This is a genomic window from Mangrovibacterium diazotrophicum, assembly GCF_003610535.1.
GTDB classification, from domain to species: Bacteria; Bacteroidota; Bacteroidia; order Bacteroidales; family Prolixibacteraceae; genus Mangrovibacterium; species Mangrovibacterium diazotrophicum.
On the sequence record NZ_RAPN01000001.1, the window covers coordinates 3,719,477 to 3,741,536 of the forward strand.

Here is a 22,060-nt window from a genome sequence, read left to right on the forward strand (position 1 = left end):
ATTCAGCTAGAAAACGGAAATCTGTTCCTGACAGATTATAGAGTTTAAACACTTGATTTTAACAATTCAATATGAAAACAATGAGACAATTCATTTTCACGATTTCTATTTTATTGATTTTTGCGGTGCAAGCTAGAGCGCAAACTGATGCAGGTAGCCTTCAGGATGCTTTGAACGCGCGAAAAGCGAACTTTGAGAAGAGCGCACCGGAGCAATTGAAAGTTATTTATGCCGATGGAATTTCTTCGGTTGCACACAGTGGCGTATTGGAGCACGCCATGAATGTTGGGGACCAGGCGCTCGATTTTGAATTGACCAATGCGGTGGGAGAAAAGGTGATGCTGACGGATTATCTGGCGAAAGGGCCGGTGATTCTGACTTGGTACCGCGGTGGCTGGTGCCCGTATTGTAACCTAACGCTGCACAGTTTGCAAGAGGAATTGCCGAACTTTAAAGCCGAAGGAGCCAATCTGTTAGCTTTGACGCCTGAATTACCGGATAAATCAATTTCGACGTCGGAGAAACATGGGCTTCAGTTTGAAGTATTAAGCGATGTTGGAAATAAAGTTGCCCGCGAATACGGTATCGTGTTTAAGCTGACCGATGGGGTAGCTGAAAGCTATCAGAAAGCCTTCGATTTGCATGGTACCAACGGTGATGAGAGTGATGAACTGCCATTGGCAGCCACATATGTGATTGATACTGACGGTACAATTCGTTATGCTTTTTTGGATGCCGACTACAGAAATCGGGCAGAACCTGCTGATATTTTGGAAGCACTAAAAAAACTTAACAATTAAAAACGAAAGTATCAGAAGAAAAATAAGCTGTTCCTGATTCAGGGACAGCTTATTTTTTAATGTGTTTTTTATGGCTGGGTTTTATGCAAACGAATACTGCGGAACGCTGGTACTCGACAGTAACTGAGCCATTAAATTGAATTTGTTTTGATATTCTTCGGTAAATTCGTTGGTTTCGGGATCCGTCAGTAATCGACGAACAGCCGGGATACAATAAGGAAGAGTCCATGCGCGGAGTGCTTTGGCAACCGAGTCCATGGCGTTAATGCCCTGCATCGCTTGTCCGCCGTCGGCCCAACAAACCATCCCCACCACTTTGTTGGTCAGGTACGGCTCGGGTTCCTTGGCGCTCAATTCCAGCCAGTCAAGGCAGTTCTTCATGGCACCTGTCATGCTGCCGTGGTACATTGGAGTCAGCCAGATGTGGGCGTCTGCTTCGCGAAATGCTTTGTTCATGGCAACTACCGATTCTGGTGCCTCCCAATTTTCAACGTCGAGAATCGGAATGTCTGCATTGCCGAGATTAAATACGGTGACTTCGTGTTGCTTCTGCTCCAGAGCCTCCTTAAAAAAGTTGGCAATCCGGTGGGATGTAGAATTCTCTTTCCGTTCGAATGAGCCGTTAAATATCAATACTTTCATGTTAATCTGCTTTCTGCGTCTTGTTGTTTCGATTGTTTTCTGTGCGGACAAGCTGCTTGTTTCCCAAGTCGAGGGTGGCAAAAACGGCTTCGGTTCGAGTGGCGCTCAAGTTCCGAAACCGGTTTTTGTCTGTCATTGTTTAATTGCTTGCTGCTTTGTAGTTTTCTTCAACAGCTTTCCAGTCGAGTACATTCCAAAAAGCGCCGATGTAATCGGGGCGTTTGTTTTGGTACTTCAGGTAATAAGCGTGTTCCCAAACATCAAGACCAAGAATTGGCGTTCCCTGGCCGGTTGTGTTGACATCCATCAGTGGATTGTCCTGGTTTGGAGTCGAACAAATTTCAAGCTCTCCGCTTGCCGTAACAATCAGCCAGGCCCATCCCGAACCGAAACGAGTAGCGGCTGCTTTGTTGAATTCTTCTTTAAACTTGTCCAGGCTACCCCATTTGGCTTCAAGTTTCGCTTTTAGCTCGCCTGAAGGTGCCAGAGCGGGGCTTGGTGAAAGAATCTTCCAGAACAAAGAGTGATTGAAGTGTCCTCCTCCGTTGTTGCGCACGGCTGTACTGTATTTACTAATTTCTTTGATAATCTCTTCCAGTGATTTACCTTCTGCGTCTGTCCCGGCTATTGCGTTATTCAGGTTTGTAACGTAAGCCTGGTGGTGTTTGCCATGGTGGATTTCCATGGTTTGTGCATCAATGTATGCCTCGAAAGCGTCGTGTGCATAAGGTAATTGTGGTAATTCAAATGACATGATCTTTTGTTTTAAGTTAAACATGGCTAATTTCTAGTTTGCGTCAATTTTAAACCGGTTTTGTTGATGACACACGACAAAATTACTATATTCGCATAATAAAACAAGTAAAAACTTGGAAAAATATTTGAGCACATATCAACGAGCGTTAAACAGCACGCCGGAGCGCATGCTTGTTTTTCTGAAAATGAGGGGACCGCAGTCAGCTGCAGTCTTGTCAAAGGCTTTTGAAATCACGAACGAAGGAGCACGTCTTCATTTAAAGAAATTGATGGATGACGGTCTGGTTGAAAGTGAAAAGGTTTCGAAAGGTGTGGGCCGTCCAACCGTTTTATATGGTTTGTCGGCAAAAGGCTACGAACGTTTCCCGAATACACATGCCGAATTGACGGTACAGTTGCTCAGTTCTATAAAAGGAATCTTGGGGCAGGATGCGTTGGATCAGCTCATCGCCGCGCGCGAGCAGGCGACGACGAGACGATACGAGGAAGCCCTTGGGCAATGTACTGACGTGGAAGATAAGCTGAACCGATTGGTCGAGATTCGTTCTGAAGAAGGCTACATGGCCGAATGGGAAAAGGACGATGAAGGTTACCTGTTGATGGAAAACCACTGTCCGATTTGCGCCGCCGCTACTGAGTGTCAGGGATTTTGCAGGGCAGAGTTGAATACCTTTCGTTTGGCAATGGGCAACCAGTTTCAGGTTGATCGAACCGAGCACATTGTTAAAGGCGAACGTCGCTGTTCCTACCGGGTGAAGGCGAACGGCTAGTTCCGGCTTTTAACTCGAATAGGCAGCATCGTTTTCCGGTTCGCGATCGGGTTCCCCGTCTTCAGCTTGTCGGTTTTCCAAAGGTCGGTTCCAGCAACGGGTAAAGGTATCTCTTACCTGTTCCGAAAGAGAGAAGTAAGGGATCCAGATGGCAGCATAAATAACTTCGCGTACGATGGCTGAAATATCAGGTGACTGGCCGTTAATGAAATACGTTAGCAATTTTTACTTCATCAAAAACAAAAGAGGGAAACCGCGGTTTCCCTCTTTGCAATAAAAAATCTCAGTAAAAACTAAAGGGGGGCAAATGCCAATTCACCCCCTTTGGGTATATCGATCTCGTACGTAAAATATTTTTTATTGTTATTGGGTTGAAGGTCGGGTGTGCCGATTACTTTGGGCGCGGGAACCGGTGTTGGCAACATCAGACTGTTGGGTTTTGCGTCAGCACTGGCTTCTGGCAAATTCAACGGCCACTCCGAACGGATGAGGCATTTCCCACCCAAAGCTGAATGAATTGTTGCTGAAGTTAGTTTGCCATCTTTCCAACTCAGGTCAACTGTAAAACCTCCGCGAGCTTTCAGCCCGGTAACCGAACCGGTTTGCCATTGGTCGGGCAGGGCAGGCAGCAAGTGGATGGCTCCGGTGTGGCTTTGCACCAGCATTTCGGCAATGCCTGCTGTAACGCCGAAGTTTCCGTCGATCTGGAAAGGCGGGTGGGCATCGAGCATGTTCTTGTACAAACCACCTCCGTGTATGTTTTGTGGCCCGAAGTCGATCGGGGTAAACAGGTTGCTTATTATTTTGAGGGCATGGTTACCGTCGAGCATGCGGGCCCACATGTTGGTTTTCCAACCCATCGACCAGCCTGTTGCTTCATCACCACGACGGAGCAAGGAGTTTTCAACGGCTGTAAATAGTTCCGGCGTGTCCCAGAGGTTGATCTGATTGGCTGGGTGAAAACCGTATAAATGGCTCATGTGGCGGTGGTGCGGATCCATCTCTTCAAAGTCTTCATTCCACTCCATTAGCGTACCTTTGTCATTTACCCGGAAAGGCTGCAGTCGTGGAATCAGGCTATCCAGTTCTGCCCGGAACTCCATATCGGTATTCAATATTTTACTTGCCAACAGACAGTGGTTTAGTAGTTCGTTCGTCATGGCCAGATCGCTGGCCGGGCCAGCACAAACCGACACAGGTTCGCCGGTCACGGGATCGTGGAACTGGTTTTCGGGCGAAGTGCCAAATTTCGTTTCCAGATAACCCTCGTCATTTTCAGCCAGCATACCAATCAGGAAATGGGCAGCACCTTTCATGCGCGGATACATCTCGGCAAGGAAGGCTGTGTCGCCGGTGAAAGCGTAATGCTCCCAGGCATGGCTCAGCATCCACACGCCGCCCATCGGCCAGTTGGCCCACATGGGATCATCGTGTCCGTTGTCGCCAACCGGAGCACAGTGTCCCCAAATATCGCCGTTGTGGTGGCTGCACCAGCCATCCAGGTTATAGTATGATTTGGCGATGGCTTCACCTTTCACCGAATTGGTGCGAATCAGGTTCATCAACGGGTCAGTCAGTTCGCTCAGGTTGGTGAGCTCGGCTGGCCAGTAATTCATTTCCAAATTGATATTTTGCGTGTAGTTGGAGTTCCAGGGTGGCTGGACCGAACGACTCCAAATTCCTTGCAGGTTTGCAGCCTGCGTTCCGGGGCGCGAACTTGAAATTAACAGGTAGCGGCCGTATTGGAACAGTAGTGAAACCATTGCCGGGTCTTCGTTTTCGTGAAAAGCGATCAGGCGCTGATCAGTCGGGATGGTGTCGGTACTGGGCAATTGGCCTAAGTCGAGTTTCACCCGGTTGAACAGCGATTGATAGTCGGCAGTCTGTTTCTGTTTCAGTGTATTCCAGTCCGATTGTTCCGCGTGACTGAGGATACTGTCGGCAATGGCAGCGTAATCTTTTCCTTCGAACGCCGGCGATTTAAACGGCCCGTTAAAACTGGTAGCTGCCGAGATCAGGATCAGCGCTTCTTCCCCATTGGTGAGTTGAATACCGTCGTCTGAAACCGACACATCGGCATTGTGTGCCAGCACGCGAACATCAACTTGGGCAAACATGCCTTCGCCATCCCAGCCATCAGACACACGGGCTTCGTCGTCGGTAACCCGATAATTGGGAAGGATGTCTTTGTCGGTTTTAACAACCATTTTGTAAATGTCGCCCTCTGCTTTCACTTGATAATGAAGCAGGCTTTTTAACCCTAGCTTGAAGTTGAGCGAATCGGTGACGGAGGCAGTCAGATGAATGGCGATGACCTGATCCGGAAAGCTGGAAATCAGTTCACGGGTATATTTTACACCGTTGTTTTCGTAACTCAGGTTGGCTGATGCATTCGAAATATTGAGTTCCCGCTTGTAGTTCAGCGGATTTTCATGGTCGAATTGCAGGTTGAGGTCGCCCAAAGGTTGGTAGGGTTCGCTGTAGGGACCTTGTATTTTGCGAATCAATTTGTTGGCCTCCGCGTATTTCCGTTCTTTTATGAGTTGGGCAACCTTATCGGCAACGCCAGCTGCATTCGGGTTGGTGAGGTCACGGGGTGCGCCGGCCCAAAATTCGTCGTGGTTCAGTTTGATAATTTCCGTGTCGGTGCGGCCATAAACCATGGCGCCCAGCGAACCGTTGCCTATTGGCAGCGCTTCCATCCATTCGGCTGCAGGTTGATTGTACCACAGTTTCAAATCCGGTTTTTCTGCCTCGGGTGTTTGGCAGGCCGCAAGTGCGAATAAGAGAAAAAGGTAAAGGGAGGTCTTCTTAAGCATGATTGGTTTTCGTTATCGATTACTCAAAAATAGAAGAAAATTGGCTGGCTTGATGGTTTCATTTGATAAGAAAAGGGTGAAGAAATGTTACCAAGAACACTTCTTCACCCTTTTTAGGTGGATTTTGGCGATTTACTATTCCGCCATTTTGTAAACTTCGCTTCCGGCGAGCAGATAGCAACCTAAGCCGTAATCTTCAAAATCGGGCATGCTGGTGTAAGTTACCGGTTGGCCATCTTTCGGTTCTTTCCCGGTTCCCTGTACATAACCCAGGAATCCGTTTTCGTGAACCGCATCTTTAGCCATGGCATTCCATGCTTTTTGAATGATTGGTTTGTAGGTCGCTGCGTCAACCAGGTTGTTGTTCACAGCCCAGGCCATCCCGTAGACAAACAACGCTGTTCCGGTTGTTTCTTTGCCACCAAAATGATCCGGATCGTGCAGGCTGCAGTTCCAGAAACCATCTTCGCGTTGCAGGTGAGTTAAGGCTTCCAGCATCTGCAGTAACGTTGTTTCGTATTCGTCGCGGTGCGGATCGTTTGGCAGAATGTCCATTACGCGGACCAAAGCTGCAACAACCCAGCCGTTTCCACGCGACCAATAGCAATCTTCGCCGTTTGGCTCGGTGTACGGAGGCAGGAAATCAGCATCGCGCCACCACAGGCTGTCGGCGGCATTCCAAAGTCCTTGGGTTACTTTGCTGTCCATATACATGTCGTAGGCACGCTCTGCATAAGCAGTGTCACCGGTCAGTTTTGTCAATTGCGCGAAAACAGGCATTGCCATTTGGATGGCATCAATCCAGTCCCAGTCGTCAATTTTATCGGTTACCATCATCGAGTCAATCGACGCTTTGATGTCGTGAATACGAACCGAATCCTGTTTGATGTTGTACAGGTCGATGTAGGTTTGTCCACAGCACTGATTGTCGGCGTTTCGGGTAGTGATACCGTCACGGAGTCCCCAATTGTGGTTTTCACCCCACGACAACGCGTAGTCGTGGAAAGTTTGATCAGCATCAATTGAATACAGCGCCATCAAACCTTCATAGTAAACGGCACGAGTCCAAATGTTACTCGGACGTTCTTTATTGGTAATGATGCTTTTGCCGGTGTCCGGCCATTTGTCCATAAAGTATTTGTTTGTCAGTACCATCTTGTCGAGTACCTCCTGCTTCGTTGGGAAGGTTTCTGCCTTCGGTTGGCACGACATCAGCGCTACTGCAAGGGCCAAAAAGCCCAGAATTCTTGATTTCATAGTATAATTGAGTTTAAGTATTTATTTCTGAATACATAGTTACTAATTTCCGTCGGGTTTCACCACATCGGCAGCAGGACTCAGAGGCCAGAAGAAGGTCTCGAAATCGTCTGGTTTAGCCGGGTCAAAACCTGCAAAGTCGTCGACAACATAGTTCGCCAATTCCAGTTTTTGGTCGATAATGCTTTGTACCACGCATTTTGCCAGTTCGTATGCTCCGTATGGGTTGAAGTGCGTGTTGTCTTCCAGTGCCTTATCCTGTCCCGGGAATGTGTTTGCCGGATAGTGTACAAAGGCATGAGTCGAATTTGCAACGCCCAATGTTTCGTAAAGCACTTTTGTCATCGCGTTCAGGTCAACCAAGGCAACATTTTCTTCTTTCGCTAATTGGCGCATTGCATCCGGATATTCCAAAAGTGTTTTTTTGATTTTTCCGTTTTCGTCGAAAGCTCTTCTGGCAGTTGAGGTAACCAGTACCGGAATGCCTCCTTTTTTGCGGGCTTCGTTCATGTAGAAGCGGATTTGTTCCTGGTAAGTCGTAAACGGATCGACATGGTTGCCTCCCGGTTTTTGGTCGTTGTGACCAAATTCGATAAACAGGTAATCGCCCGGCTTCATCACGCTGATGATTTTCTCCAACCGGTTTGCACGGCGGAAAGCTTTCAGGGTCTCTCCGGACTCGGCATAGTTGCAAACAGCGATTTCCGGTTTCAGAAAGCGCGGGAACATTTGCCCCCATGATGCCCAGGGTTCGTTTTCCTGGTCGGTAACGGTGGAGTCGCCGGCGAGGAAAATTGCACGCAGTCCATTGGCACTTTCGATAACGATCGACGAAACACAGGGTTTTGGGCCGTTGAATTCGAGCGTGAGGCTGTTGTCCCAGTTCAGGTAGGTCATTTCGCGTGGTTTGCGACGTACCTCCAGCGTGTCGTTGATACGCGGCGTGCGCACATCGACGATAAATGTCCTGGTGATAACTTCACCTTTTGGGGTTTCAATATTTTCGAGCATCAGACGACGCGACTCCGCTTTTACGGTTGTAGCGGTTGCTTCTTCCGAATTACCCAATGTCACCGTAATCCGGTAACGTCCTTCAGGCAAGTCTATTTTGAAGTAGAACGGAGCGTCGGAAGTCACCCAGTCGTTCGTCAGATTGCACTCTCCTTCTCCGGCCTGTGCCTTTACAGGTGAAGTGCTGACAATACCGAATCCATTTTCAGGAGTGTAAACTGACTGAGCATCAACTCCGGTGAAGCCGCTGAGAACAGCTCCGCTTCCAAAGTCAAACTTCCGGACAATATCTTGTGCCGAAATTGTTTGGCTGCCAATGATCCCGGCAGCGAGCATTAAAAAGACTTTTTTGAAATGTAGTTTCATGAGTAGCTATCGTATTTATTTATTTATTTATTTCTTTTCTGATTTAGCCTTGCTAGTTGCAGCTGCGGCTAATACCGTCTCCCTGGTATTTGACCAGTTTCATTGCCGGTTTTACGGGGGCTTTCATTTCGTCATCAATATAGAAACCGGGTTGAGGTGGCTGGTTGTAGGCCACATTTTGCCAGGCGATGCTTAACCGATAAATCGGGTCTTGCATCAGCGTTACGAAACGGTGTGTCGTGGGAATGGTTGTCGTATAAATTCGCAGTGATTGGTTGTCGCGTGTGCGCAAAATAACTTCCTCGCGCCAGTCGCCAAACAGGTCGGCACTGAGCACCGGAGTTGATTTTGTACCGTTGTTGCTCCAGCAGCCGTCAGCCTCGAGCAAAGTCACCAACTGTTCGTTTTTCCAATCCCATTTCATCACCCGGTTTTTGTCGAGCAGTTCGCGAAGCAGATCGCCGTCCCACCAAACCGCGAAATTGCAGGTACGTGGTGTTGTCTCGCTGATCTTTTTACCCTGAGCATTCCAGATGCCTTCAATGCCTGCACCAAAGGCCCAACATTCATCCCCGGGGTAGCGTGGGTCAACGTTGAAGGCCACACCGCGGCCCGGTCCTTCGCCTTTGTCACCACCTGATTCGGCAGCGTGAACGGAGGCCACTTTCCACAAGATCTCGCCGGTTTTGGCGTCCCGAAAATTCATACCGGCATCGTCAAAACGTTCCTGTATATTGAAAACTTCCAGACCCGGGTGTGTCGGATCGAGATCCGAAAAATGCAAGGCATCAGCGTGTCCCAAGCCGGTTGAATACAAACCTTTGCCATCGTTATCAATGACCGCGGCTCCGTAAACAATTTCATCGCATCCATCGCCATCCAAATCACCAACGCTTACGCTGTGGTTACCTTGTCCGTGGAAAGCGCTGTTTCCGGGCGTGCCATCGTCGCTATCGAATAGCCAGCGTTTGGTGAGTTTTCCATCTTGCCAATCAAAAGCAGCCAGTGTGACGCGCGTGTAGTAACCACGGCACATCACGATAGACGGATGAATACCATCCAAGTAGGCAACGCAAGCCAAGTAACGTTCCGAACGGTTTCCTCTTCCGTCACCCCAAACTTTGGCCAGATCTTGTGGCGTTGGATTTGCCTTTGTCGGGTGGCGGCGCGGTTCGAAAGGAACGGTTGACAATTCAGCGCCGGTCAGCCCGTCGAATACGGTGAGATATTCCGGTCCTTCCAAAACATGGCCCAACTCATTTCGGTGGTCGGCTTTGGAGTCGCCAATAGTTTTGCCCATCCCGTCAACGCTGCCATCGGCGCTTTTTATCACAACTTCAGCCCGGCCATCGCCATCGAAGTCGTACACCAGGAATTGCGTGTAGTGCGAACCTTCGCGAATATTTTTGCCCAGGTTGATGGTCCAGAGTAGCGTTCCGTCGAGCTTATAAGCCTGGAAAATAGGTGGATCAGTCGAACCATTGTGGCTGTTGTCGTGACCTTTGCCAGTCATGTGGATGACCAGCTCGTAGTCGCCGTCGCCGTCCAAATCGGCTGCAGAGGCATCGCCGGGAGAATAATTCTCAGGCGTGCGTAAGGGCACCGAAAACCAGGGATGGCTATCGTCTGATTTTTCAAATTGAAAACTTCCGTCCGCATCTGTTTCTTTACCGGCAATAACCGGTTTAACAGAATAAGTGTATTCGCCGTTAGCCAATTTGGCGCAATCCATAAATGACGTTGCATCTGTCAGAGGCGTGGGATTCAACTTTGTTGATTCCTGATCTTCAGATTCCCGGTAAATGTTGAAAGCGATGTCGTCGGCATCGGATGCTAAAAGTCGCCAGCTCACAAAAACATTGTCCTGCCCGGCTTGTATCGCTTCAAGTCCGCGTGTGAGGTATTCCATTTGTCGTTGGGCCTGAGTAGTGTTGAGCCCAACGACAAAAAGAATGATTGTTAGTAATTGTTTCATGGTAGTAGGTAGGTTTATCGGAGAAACTAGTTTCTGGGGATCTCAACATACCCGTAAAGCGGGCAGTCTCGCAGATCCTTAATTTCTTTTGCAAGTGTCAGCGCATTTAAACGTGCCCCTGCATCATTGGTATGGGTGTGGTCTTTCGGGAAAAACTTTTTCACAATATCCGGTCCCATTGCTTCATATTCTTCGGCAACTTCTTCGTTCAGATTAATGAAGAACGCGCCTTCTGCCTGAGCTGCTTCAGCTGCCCAGTCTCCATATGATCCGGTAGCTCTTTCAACCTTGCCGTCTTTCCAGATGTTGCGTGGAATCATGCTGATCACAATTGAAGTGGCACCTTTGGCTTTGGCTTCTGAAATGTATTTTTTCATGTACCAACCGTAAGTGTGAACGACTTCGATTCCTGCGCTGTCGCGGTGAGCTTCCTGGGTTTCTTCTCCCATTCCCTGCAGCGAGCCACGATATTTCGGTTGGTCAATATTTCCGCCGTCATTGTGTCCAAATTGGATTAACAGGAAGTCGCCTTTGCCCATTTGCTCCAATACTTCATCCCAAAGACCCTCGTAACGGTAGCTGCGGCTGCTGCGTCCTCCACGGGCTTTGTTGATGATTTCAACACGTGTGGTATCGAAGAATGAAGGAAGTTCACGTCCCCAGCCAACAATGGTTCCGTCGCCGTTAGCAACTGTTGAATCACCGATGATGAAAACTTTCTTTTTTACCGGGAAGTTGATCACCGGATTGGCGAGCAGGTAATCTTTCAACCAGCAATTATCCAGTTCCTTCAGCCCTTCAACAACTTTACTGGCAGACAAGGATGCGCCTTTAGCGCTGGTATGCGTGTGATCCCAATCGAAGAAATAGGTACCGGTTACTTTTTCCTGTCCGATCGTATCGAGTACAGCAGCCATTTTTTCGTTCAGGTTGATGAACGGAACTTCTTCCAGTTCGGCCACCTCTTTTGCCCATTTTCCGTAGCTGTCGTCATTGCGGATGATTTTTCCGTCTTTCCAGTCGTTACGAGGAATGGGTGCAACAACAACCGGAACAGCTCCTTTTTGCTTCGCTTCAATAATATATTGACGCATGTACCAGCCATAAGAGTGTACAATTTCGTGCTCGCCGGTCAGCATGTTGTCGATCTCTTCGGTTTCCTCACCAATACCTTTGAAGGTTCCGCGAGCGCGAATGGTATCGTTGATCGGACCGTTGTCGTTGTGCCCGAATTGCATCAATACGTAATCTCCGGGTTGAATTTTACGCAGCACTTCATCCCACAAACCTTTGCTGCGGAACGAGCGACTACTGGTACCACCAAGTGCATGGTTTTCGATGTCAATTTTTGTGGTATCGAAGTACTGTTGGATCGGATCTCCCCATCCCCAAAGCCCTCTGGCTCCATCGCCCCGTCCGTTTTTCACGGTCGAGTCTCCAATGATGTAGAGCGTTGGTTTACCGGTAATTGTTTCGTCTCGTTTTACCTGGCAATTGGTAAATAGAAAGATTAATAAACTCAGGGATAATAAACGTATCATGATTCTAAGATTTTTTGTTCGGGACTCGCCCGAAGGGTGTATTTTATGCTTATTTAATCGTTGATTTTGAAAACAAACGGTGATGCAGTTTGGTATTTTCCACCCTGTGAAGTTACAAATAAATAGGTGGGCTTGCCTTGCTGCATCAGGATTTGTGGCCGTTCGAAGCGTCCGTATTTCTTTAAATGCGGCGGAGCAGGAGGCTGCTCCATATAATGCGATGTTCCGAAATAACTGATTTTGGGCTCCGACCACTTGATCCCATCTTGAGATTCGAGGATGATGCCGACCTCGTGATCAAAGCGTCCCATGTCGCGGGCCAGCATGTAAAACTTGCCGTTTTCCATAAATACATTCCCGTCCTCCAATTGGCGGTTGTTGCCCAATTGCGAATAGTCGATAATCGGGTTCTTGCTATATTTTGAATAGGGGCCTTCCGGGTGCTCAGCAACGGCCAGCCCGTACTTTCGGTTTCCTCGTATTTTCGGATCAACCGGGTGTTCGTATTCTTCGGTATTCCACGATTTATAGTACAACCAGCACGATCCGTCGGGGTAATTGATGAATGAAGGGTTTGAGGTACAATGATCGTCCCAGTCTCCCGTTTCACCGGCGTCCAAAATCGGGTGATCCATGCGCTCCCAAGGCCCGTCTAACGATTCGGCTGTTGCCAGCCCAATCCGTTTCGTGTTGGTGCGCCCGTTCGAATTTCCCATGTAGAACAGGCAATATTTACCTTGCGAGTATTGAATGTGCGGGTTGTGACAGGTGGTGGCGTCCCAAAATCTTTCGCCGCGAGGCGCCAGGATTGTTTCAATATTTTCGTAAGGACCTTCGGCTTTCTCAGCTACGGCGTGAGCGATCTCGCTTCCTTTAATCCAGCCGCCCATTCCTTTTTGAGCATCCCAGCGCGAAAAGAACACATGAAACTTGCCGGCAGGGTCGACAAAAGAACTGCATCCCCAAACATAGTAACCTTCCAATTCCAGAATTCGGCCAAGAGGTTGCAAACGTTTCGAGAAATCAGAAATGTCTCCCTTTTTATATGTTCCTCCTTCCTGAGCCCAAAGTTTAGCTCCCGGCAATAACAACAGGCTGCCTGCGGCAAGACTTTGTTGTATAAATTGGCGTCGTGTGCTCATATTTGTTTCAGGTTCAAAGTTTCTAGTTTCGGGTTTCTTAAACCCTCTCAGTTTCTTATCGTTCAGCGTCCTTATTCTTGTCCGGTGGTCTTGTGATCCGGCAAACTGTGCTGCGAGATTTAGGTTTTGCAATATTGCACTACCTATTAGACGTATTTTTCTTATTCTACCCTACCCAGCGTTAAGCCCATAAGACCAATTACCAGGTCATTTGATAGCGTACGCAGACGAAGGCTTTTCAGTTCTTTTTTCGGATCCAGCGGAAGGTCGAGCAAGGTTGCCGCTCCACCTTCTATTTTTATTGTTTTGTTTTTCGACAGAATCTGGTAGCTGTCCATATGCCATTCGCCTGTTTTTAAGTACAAACGGGGCGGACGTGCAGACGGTAGCTTAAAGGCATAACCGTCATCGTAATAATCCTGTTCGATCGGCCACCAGTTATTAGGACTTTTTAACGTCAGCGTGTCGCTGCTGCCGTCGGTGTAATCCACTTCCACCAAACCGTTGACCATGTTTATGCGCATGTGATGCACTGATCCGGCCATGAGCAGGTAGGCATGTGAGGCTTTTCCGTTCAGGGGAATCTCAACACTTTCGGGATAAACATCCCATTGTGAGGTGAAAACAATATTTGAGGTTTCTGCTGAAGGTGTTGCAAATGGAATTCCTTGCTGAGATACAATTTGTCCGGTTTTGCGAGCCGCGTTTCGCAGGCCGCTGTCATCAATTTCTTCATGCTCCTTGTACGAACACCAGTCGCCAATGCCTTGAATTGGGATTGAAAGCGTTGGGTACGGGGACCGCGGAGAGGTATATTGCTCGGTGAAAATATCGGTGACCCGATCGTTGAATTGGCCGTCAAGCGGAATCGTTTCCATCTGGCCTTTAGCCTGGATGTTCCAGTTTGTAATGTTGGCGGTCAAATCGCCTTGTTTCGTTTTGAATGCGACTGAGTTAGTTCCGGCAACTAAATATTTCGAAGGAATAGTAATCAAGGTCGATTTTTCACCAGCTAAGAGTTTTAGCTTTTGTTTGTAGCCGCTCAGCAGAACTGTTCCGGTGATTTCGTGGTTCGAGTTGTTTTGAACGGAAAACTCCAGTTTGTCTTCGGGCTGATTTTTATCAAATACGAATTCAATCGGCTCCTTCAATTCAAACGAAATGGGTTGCCACCAGCTTAATTTTCCTTGTTGAAGTTTTACAAAGAAAGAACGGCCACCCAGTTCGCATTTCAGCTTTGCGGTCACGTTATGCGGGTTTGATTGCAATAGTTCTAAAACTGACTGCGGATCGTTGATATGAAGAATCTGCGCCTGTTTTGTTTGAAGTTGAATTTGATCCCCGATTGCCAAAACCGAATCAGTTGTAATGCTTTCAATTGGTAATTCTCCCCAAACAATCTCAATATCGTACTTCTCCGCTTTTGGAGTTTTTAATACGATCACTGGTTTCCCAATGGCTGCGGTATCACAAATCCAATCTGCTTCTTTTCCGTTTATTTTGACCGATTGGACAGCTGCACTGCGGGCTGTCAATTCCAAGTTTAATTGCAGTGGTTTCCCAAAGCGGTTGTCAATTTTGTAGCTATCGGTTTGCCTATTCCGTTTGAAATCAACTTTCAGGTAGGGCGTCTCCATTTGGGCATATTCCCATTCGGCAGGCCATCCCGGTTTCAGCGTGATTTTGTCATTCAGCAGATTGGGTGAAAAGCCGAACAAACCTTCAACAAATACGCGCGATGCGACGCCAATCGGGTCGGCAAAATCGCGGTACAGTTCGCCGCGGAAAGCATCGTAGTAGGAGAGTTGTCCGTAATTGCCGGGACAGCTTCCCATAAACATGTAGTCGAGGAAACTGCCTTTGGTCAATTGGAAAGCTTCGGCACTGCGTCCGCTTTGCCAGTAGGCAAGGGCTGTGTGCAACACTTCGGCCAAGGCCACATTGTTGATCGACCAGGTGTAGGGCATCCAGTTGGTTGTCGAAATGGTGTAGAATCCTTCCGGAACTCCTTCACCTTTTATCGGAATCCGGGGGATTTCCCGATCCACGTATTCCGTGCTTTGCCAGGCCTGAAAAGGATCGGCCAGACCTTCGTCGATAGCATGGTAGATGGTCCAGACTGCTGCTGACGGGTGAACTTGTTGCTGTCCCAAAAGATCTTTGTACTCAGCAAACCAGCCTTCTTGCGGCAGCCAGAGTTGGGAATTCACAGCCGCTTTAATCTTTTCAGCCTCGGCCCGGTAAGTGGACGGATCTTTCCCAACGATTGGCGCCAGTTCGGCAGCCATCAGATTTGCCCGGTAATTGTAGGCCGACGAATAGGTGACGGCGCCGCCGCTGTATTGAAGCGCGTCGCTGGCCCAAATGCAGCAATAGGCATCGTAAAGGCCGTCATCGTTGGCATCGAAATTTCTTTTTTCCCAGGCCAGGTGGCGTTCCAGCACCGGCCAGCTTTCGCGAATGAAAGCGGTGTCGCCCGTCCAGCGGTAGTGCCACAGCAGTTGGCTGATGAACACCAAGTTCATGTCGTAGTGGTGCGGCTTGCTGATTTTTCCGGGATTGCGGCTGATGTAGCCATCGGTAAACAAGGCCGTGCCCACTTCTTCTTTTTGTCGGGCGAGATGTGTTTTTGGATCGGGCACGCTTGGGCCGGAAGCCGGTTCGGTGTACTGTGCTTTGAAGTAGCCGCGGAAATGCGTTTCGGCGCGGTCGGGCCATCCGAGCCAGTCGGCAGCGTACGCGCCACGCCAGCCATTCAGCGGCATACGCCAGGCCACGGCACCGTGCATAAATGCTTGGCCATCCCACACGCCGTCGGCAGCTGCCGCCAAAGCAGCGCCGGCCGCGTTGATGTACTCGTCGGGGGTATTTATTTTGAAATGGTTGGCCAACTCGAGACGAGCTTCTTCTGCATCTTCAAAAAGTGCAGCCAGCTCGTTGTAATTCGGTTTCTCAATCGTTTCGGGGTTTGCCAGCAACAGGTATTCAGATTGATTGTCGTTCAATTCCAATTGCCCGCAAGCAACAGGTGCATCTTTTGCTTCACTTTCGAAAAGTGCATTCGGAGTTTCTTGTTGTGCGGCGTCGGCCAGTTTCAATTCGCAGGTTTGCGGGAAAAGACCGATGATTTTCTTTTTACTTTTCAGTCGGGTCGCTTCGAGTTCTTCAGTCGTAGGTTTGTAATCATTTTCATAAACCTCGTCATCCGAAAGTGCTCGCTCGGCCCCGTAATACAGGTCGAAGCTGTTGTCGTTGAGGAAATATTCGTTGGTGGTGCATTTGTCGGCAGTCAGGTAAAAAACCGATTCCGGGTCAGCGCCCAGATCTCCTTCACGTGAAAAACGCTTATCGGAGGCTGCACCAAATGCGAAGAATAGTTTGACATCCTTCGGAACTTTTAGTCCTTCAATTTGGAGGATCATACCGTCGGCGTTGGGTAGGGCCAGTATTTTCAGTTTTAGTTTGCCTTCACCCATTAGTTTGTCGCTAATGCTGTAGCGCATGCTGCCACTGTTGTAACGGGCTTCAATGCGATCGGCATCTATCAGCCATTTCGACGTTTTGCCTTTTTGCAGTCCCAGACGAAGCGTGCCTCCCAGCCGTGGCATGTACATGCTGAACTCAGGCAAGTCGCCGGCTTCAACCCTGAATCCGGTATTTGAACCGTATAACGAGCGGTTGAAACGCTTGTCTCCATTTACGATCACAAAATCGCCATGATCGGGTGTGTAGCGTAAACTGCGCCCCGTCTCCGACCAATGTTGCATGGGGATTTGTGCGTCGGCTTTCGATGTCAGCAAAACCAAAATCAAGGCAATAAGCAGAAGCCGGAGCTCCTGCTTACGCAATGATGAACAAACTAATAAAAAACTAATCTTCAAAACAGTATTCAATTTTTACTTATCTCAATCCAAAATAGAAATAGAGGGTGCGGCTAACCGGTTTTTCCATCACATTCAGTTCGCCGGATGGTCCGAGGTTCCAAGTGTCGTTGCTGATACCCATGGCCAGTTTTGTTCCGATTGGAGGAATGCCGTCCAGGAAGCTAATGTCGCCAGCCGGCAATTGCGGATAATTCTCAGGACCTGAAATTCCGTAGAAGCTGAACAAACGAACGAACAGATCCGGCTCCTGCGCGACAACGGTGAATTTACCGTCAACCGTGTTGAACTCCATCCAGGTAACGTCGGCATAATATCCTTTGAATTGATCGCCCCAGCTGTTTGTCGCCGGCATAATGGTGTTGTACAAACGTTGGTAAACGTCCAGTTGGCCTCCTTGCAGGCGGTTTTTCCAAACATGCGCAGGACCATCGCCCAGCCATTTGGCACTGATGATGTCCGACTCGGGGAAGCTGAAGGTGATACCGGTAAACAGTTGTTTGTCGGCAACCTGGTATTCATAGTTCAGCTCCAACCAGCCGCTGGTGTACATGGTCCAGCTCAGTTTTTTGATGTCGCCGCTGTAAGTCATTTCCAACACTTGCGCACCTTCGGCCTCGTGATGGCTCACTCCGGCTAATTCAGCGTTTCCGCTAACCAAAACCGGACCATTTCCAAACGGAATTGGCAAGCCAAAGTCGTTGGTGACTGTTTGAATTGTGCCATCTTTTTTGCTGAAGGTCACGGCAATTCCTGATGCTTTTAGGATAACTTGCTCGTTGTTTTCGGTTAGCTCAACTTTTGAGCTCAGACCTGAGTCATCTCCTTTTTGTTGCTCAATCGGCAGGATGTTGTCTTCTTCAACGCCTTGTGCTTTCAGTTCTTCCAACAGTGCTTTTTCGTCTTCGCCCAGCGATTTCTCTACGAGTTTCAGAACCTCTTTGCGGTTGCCGTTTGTTTTCCAGCTCCAGCAATACAGTTCGTTTCCGTGTTGGTCGAAGGCGCGCAGGTACAAGCCGTCGTATTTTTTATAGTCTGAAGGCAAGTTCAGTTTCAATTCTCCTTTAGCTACAGGAGCAACATCGGGGGCTGTTGCCGTTCCGCTTGCCATCACTTTGTGACCTGCTTCGCGAACTTCGGGTTGTACGAAGTTGACCAGCTCCCATGTGAATTTGCACTCGTTAAGGTTGGTAAAGTGGAAGCGGTTTTCAACGGCGATTGTTCCGTCGAAATCGCTTGGCAGTTTCTTGAGATCAATTTTTACCGGGCTGTAGATTTGGCGCAGTGCATAGTAGCTGCCTTCTTTTTCGCGGTGTGGCCCGAGAACGCCGTCGGGAGCATTTACCCGGTTCACATCAATGGCGTTATCCAGGTCGGTGCGAACGATACCTTCGTCGGAGAAGTTCCAAATGAAACCGCCGGCACCTAGTTTCGAGTTCCAGTGCAGTTCCCAGAAATCAGCCAAACTGGCCGCGCCGCCACCATCGTCCTGGGCATGCAGGAATTCAGTTGGCATGTAAATTAACTTGTCTTCCAGTATTTTTTTCGTGCTGTAGTAGTTTTCGTAGTGGTTGCAGTCGATGCCGTTGAAATCGTTGCCCGGCTTGTGGTGGGCGTGAATGACAGGGCGTTTCGATGGATCGTAAATATCGAAATCATCGTCCAGCTCTTTGTTGGTTCCGCCTTCGTTACCGTTGCTCCAGAAAATAATTGATGGGTGGTTTACATCGTGAATTACCATCTCGCGAACCAACTTGCTGCCCGATTCAGTGTCGTACGCATTTTGCCAGCCAGCCAGTTCATCCAGTACATAAAGACCCAGCGAGTCGCAGATGTTCAGGAAGCTTTTGTCTGGCGGATAGTGAGCGCAACGCACGGCATTCAGGTTCATTTCCTTCATCAGCTTTACATCGTCAAGGTCGATGCGGGCATTGCTGCAACGGCCGGTTTCGGGCCAGAATACGTGGCGGTTGATCCCTTTGATTTTAATTTTCACGCCATTCACATAAATTCCGTCTCCCTGGTGAATCTCGATGGTGCGGAAACCGAATTTTTCCTTCAGTTCGTACTTTGTGGTGTTGCCTTCTTTCAGGCTAACTTTTACAGAATAACGATTTGGTGTTTCGGCGGTCCAGGTAGCCGGGTTATCAACTTGACAACTCAATGTCACCAATGAGTCTTTCGGGCTGATTTTCGTTTCGCAGGTTTTCACGACTTTACCGTCAGCATCAATGATTTCGGCGTAAATTGACTGTTTTTTTTGCGCGTTTACCGGGAAAGCATCCATGCTGAACGAGCCGTCTGCTTTAGCTGCAATGGCAACGCGTTCGATGTAAGCTTCTTTTGGGAACGCTTCCAAATAAACGGGACGGAAAATACCTCCGAAGATCCAGTAGTCGGCATAACGTTCGGCACGGTTCACCGAAGCATTTGCCGAGTTTTTATGAACGGTAACTTCCAGTTCGTTTTCACCGGCTTTTAATTTGTCGCTAATGTTGTAGCGGAACTGGTAGAACGATCCCTGGTGAATTGGGCCAGCCAACTCGCCGTTAACCTTCACTTCGGTATCGGTCATCGATCCGTCAAACACGATGAAGATGTCTTTGTCTTTCCAGTTTTCCGGAATGGTAAAGCTGTGTTTGTAGATGCCGGTTTCGTCGGCGAACTTGAATTTTTTACCGTAGGTGCGGTAGTCTCGACCGTAGTCGTATTCACCAAAACCTTGTTGTTCCCAGTGCGAGGGAACTTCAATCTTTGACCAAACGCCGCTTTTACGACCCGAGGTGCAATAAAAATCCCAGGTCGCAGTGTTTTCATTGTCAGTGCCGGAAAGAAACATTGTTTCTTTCCGGTCTTGGGCTGACAAATCAATAGTGTAGTTAGTTAGTAGTAGTAAAAAAGCCAGAAAAAAGTAATTCTTCATTTTTAGTTTTTGTTTTCGTTGAACATGGTTAAAACATCGGGTTCAGACCTTCCCATTTTACATCCCACTTCCCGTCTTTTGGGAAACCCGGATTATTCTCAGTGCATCCATCCCAGCCGGCACACATCATCGCGATGGTTGTCAGGAACCCGCCGTTACCGGGCAGGTAAACGCGCAAACGCTCGCTTTGGTAGTTGTGTCCGTTTTTGAGGTACGTATTTTTTTGAACGTCTTTTAATAAGAATTCGAGTGCCAGTTCGGGTTCGCCCAGACGTACTGCCGACATGGCAGCCATCGGGTAATCCCAGCCCCAGGTTGAAGGCCAGTCCCAGCGTTCGGCAATCACATGCATGGTTTTGCGCGTCACTTCGGGATCAATTTTATCCCAGGCCGGCAGGATTCCGTAAGCACCCAAAACAACCGGGTGGTCTTCCATCAACTCCATATTGGTGTAAGAATCGGTTGCACCTTGAATGCCGAGGTAAACGCCATCGGCCTGATCGGGTTTCGCAAGTTTTAGCCGAACGTCTTCCCATTTGTCATCCTTCGTTTCGCCGGCACGTTCTTTCCACTCGTTGGCAACGGTGAGTGCCCAATGCCAATAGGCCAGTTCGAAGGGGGGATTTTCGGTCGATTCGCGCGGCCAGTGCTCCTGGGCCGGAATTAATGGCGGTTCGAGGTTGTATTGTTGCTGTTCCTCGCTCCAGACGGGGAAATCAGCCATGAAATCAGCCGTTGCGAATACAAGCCTTTTGAATGCGTTAATGGTCTCTTCGCTCGGATTTGCTCGATACATTTGCTCGGCAAACCAAATGATGTGCGGTTGTTGCCAAATGAGGTATGAACCAACCGAAGAAGGACTGTTTTCACCGTCCGGTCCGATCATTTTTGGCCAGCGCACACCTTTGTATCCTTGGTCTTTTGCCGTTTGAAGAGACTTGTCATATATTTTGTTGTAGTAGTTCATTTGTTCGAGCATGTACTCAGGGCGGTTCCACTGCGCAAAATGAGCAATGTGCCACCAGTGCATTTCCAGGTGGAATTTGCCGTACCAACTGTTGTAGGTCAAGCCGGTCTCCGCAGGAGGCAGATTTCCGGAACTTTGAATCTGGATCAGGTATTGCGAAAGTACTGTTCTGCGTTCCAGTTCTTTGGCCCGTGGATCGCTACAAGCTGAGAAATCAACAGCGCCGCCTGATTGCCAGAAAGCCGGCCATTTTTGCTCGTTGTTGGCTTTGGTTGCGGAAAAATCAGCAACTGTCTCGTTTCCCAACTCCGAGGCAAACAGGCAGTTTACTTCCAGGCTTTCTCCCGTGGCAGGTTGAAGAACAAAAGTGTGCGGTTCAGCTTCTGCTAATTCTGCATCGCCGGTCCAGTTTAGAGCAACTTCGTAACTGTCGGTATCCAGCTGTCGGTGGATTTTGGCTTGGTTGCCCGTATTTTCTTCTAGCACAGACTGGTGAATGCCAGGTGAGTTGAAATCGTAGCCGGCGTGCGTGTTTTCGGCTACTGCTGCAGGGAATTTCCATTGAACGGCTAACTGGCCTTTTGCAATTAATGGCGATTCAATTTGCGCCGAAATTTGGTCCTGATCCTGATTGCAGTAGGTCTCAACCGTCACAGGTTCACCTTCGAATTCAAAGTTACTGGTAATTTTGCCGGTCCACATATCGAGCTCGTGACGTGCATTTTTGATATCGCCGATGACAGCCGACGTGCCGTCTGCTTTCGTCAGTTTCAGCCCAATCATTCCGAGGTGAAGACGCTGCGGGTTTTCACGGAAATAATTGCAGGCTGCATTAGCCCGTGGGTTATCTTTCAACTGGTGGCGGTAGGGAACTTCCCGACCCTGAACATCCCAGTATTTCAAGGTTTCCGACCATTGGTAATTTTCGGTATTCGGATTAGTGTGCCATCCCCAGTTGCTCTGCGTTCCCAGTGGCACCCCGTTTTCGTATTCGTCATAAAATGTTTGCAAACCCGTGAGGTCGGTGGTAAAGGCGAAATTGCCGTTTCCAACTGAAAGGCTTGCCAGAGAGTCGAATCCTTCAACGGTCACATTGTTGCGGGTTACCAACGCGTGGCGGTCGATCTTGGCGACTGGTTTTTCAGCGCAGCCAAAAGCTGCGAAGATCAAAGCCAGTGCCGCGATTTTTATGGTTTTTATTTTAATCATC

Annotated in this window: 14 protein-coding genes; 2 read left to right on the forward strand and 12 right to left on the reverse strand. The window is 48.7% G+C overall.

Features of this window, described 5'->3' with window-relative positions; all coding sequences use genetic code 11:
- Window positions 1–71: 71 nt before the first annotated feature.
- Window positions 72–800, forward strand: coding sequence for a peroxiredoxin-like family protein (locus tag BC643_RS14665; RefSeq protein ID WP_120273793.1), 729 nt, complete (start codon window positions 72–74; stop codon window positions 798–800).
- A gap of 81 nt (window positions 801–881) precedes the next feature.
- Here BC643_RS14665 and BC643_RS14670 read toward each other — a convergent pair whose 3' ends face one another.
- Together BC643_RS14670 and BC643_RS14675 are read right to left on the reverse strand one after the other, a co-directional pair.
- On the reverse strand, window positions 882–1,442 hold the full coding sequence (locus BC643_RS14670; protein ID WP_120273794.1) for an NADPH-dependent FMN reductase: 561 nt from the start codon (window positions 1,440–1,442) through the stop codon (window positions 882–884).
- 139 nt (window positions 1,443–1,581) lie between these two features.
- Window positions 1,582–2,196 carry a superoxide dismutase gene (locus BC643_RS14675; protein WP_120274303.1) on the reverse strand — a complete coding sequence of 205 codons (615 nt, stop codon included), beginning with the start codon at window positions 2,194–2,196 and terminating at the stop codon, window positions 1,582–1,584.
- Between the two features lie 115 nt (window positions 2,197–2,311).
- On the opposite strand from BC643_RS14675, the gene BC643_RS14680 reads away from it, so the two are divergent.
- Window positions 2,312–2,968 carry a helix-turn-helix transcriptional regulator gene (locus BC643_RS14680; RefSeq protein ID WP_211338063.1) on the forward strand — a complete coding sequence of 219 codons (657 nt, stop codon included), beginning with the start codon at window positions 2,312–2,314 and terminating at the stop codon, window positions 2,966–2,968.
- 9 nt (window positions 2,969–2,977) lie between these two features.
- On the opposite strand, the gene BC643_RS14685 is transcribed toward BC643_RS14680, so the two are convergent.
- The 10 genes from BC643_RS14685 to BC643_RS14730 form a co-directional block, all read right to left on the reverse strand.
- A complete protein-coding gene (locus BC643_RS14685; RefSeq protein WP_120273795.1) occupies window positions 2,978–3,190 on the reverse strand; it encodes a DUF2569 family protein in 213 nt (70 codons plus the stop codon).
- Window positions 3,191–3,261: 71 nt separating this feature from the next.
- Window positions 3,262–5,787, reverse strand: a complete 2,526-nt coding sequence (locus BC643_RS14690; protein WP_120273796.1) for a glycoside hydrolase family 95 protein — start codon at window positions 5,785–5,787, stop codon at window positions 3,262–3,264.
- 135 nt (window positions 5,788–5,922) lie between these two features.
- Window positions 5,923–7,044, reverse strand: coding sequence for a glycoside hydrolase family 88/105 protein (locus tag BC643_RS14695; RefSeq protein WP_120273797.1), 1,122 nt, complete (start codon window positions 7,042–7,044; stop codon window positions 5,923–5,925).
- A 42-nt stretch (window positions 7,045–7,086) separates the two neighbouring features.
- Window positions 7,087–8,421 (reverse strand): rhamnogalacturonan acetylesterase, encoded by a 1,335-nt coding sequence (locus tag BC643_RS14700; RefSeq protein WP_120273798.1) that lies wholly within the window; start codon window positions 8,419–8,421, stop codon window positions 7,087–7,089.
- Window positions 8,422–8,473: 52 nt separating this feature from the next.
- Window positions 8,474–10,396: a rhamnogalacturonan lyase gene (locus tag BC643_RS14705; RefSeq protein WP_120273799.1), complete on the reverse strand. Its 1,923-nt coding sequence runs from the start codon at window positions 10,394–10,396 to the stop codon at window positions 8,474–8,476.
- A gap of 26 nt (window positions 10,397–10,422) precedes the next feature.
- The gene (locus tag BC643_RS14710; protein WP_120273800.1) at window positions 10,423–11,937 is read right to left on the reverse strand and encodes a rhamnogalacturonan acetylesterase; all 1,515 of its coding nucleotides are present in this window, start codon (window positions 11,935–11,937) and stop codon (window positions 10,423–10,425) included.
- Between the two features lie 53 nt (window positions 11,938–11,990).
- Window positions 11,991–13,079, reverse strand: a complete 1,089-nt coding sequence (locus tag BC643_RS14715; protein WP_120273801.1) for a glycoside hydrolase family protein — start codon at window positions 13,077–13,079, stop codon at window positions 11,991–11,993.
- A gap of 161 nt (window positions 13,080–13,240) precedes the next feature.
- Window positions 13,241–16,960, reverse strand: a complete 3,720-nt coding sequence (locus BC643_RS14720) for a DUF4450 domain-containing protein (RefSeq protein WP_147377235.1) — start codon at window positions 16,958–16,960, stop codon at window positions 13,241–13,243.
- 19 nt (window positions 16,961–16,979) lie between these two features.
- Window positions 16,980–19,883 (reverse strand): glycoside hydrolase family 2 protein, encoded by a 2,904-nt coding sequence (locus BC643_RS14725; protein ID WP_120273803.1) that lies wholly within the window; start codon window positions 19,881–19,883, stop codon window positions 16,980–16,982.
- Between the two features lie 28 nt (window positions 19,884–19,911).
- Window positions 19,912–22,059 (reverse strand): hypothetical protein, encoded by a 2,148-nt coding sequence (locus BC643_RS14730; RefSeq protein WP_211338064.1) that lies wholly within the window; start codon window positions 22,057–22,059, stop codon window positions 19,912–19,914.
- Between the last annotated feature and the right edge of the window lies 1 nt (window position 22,060).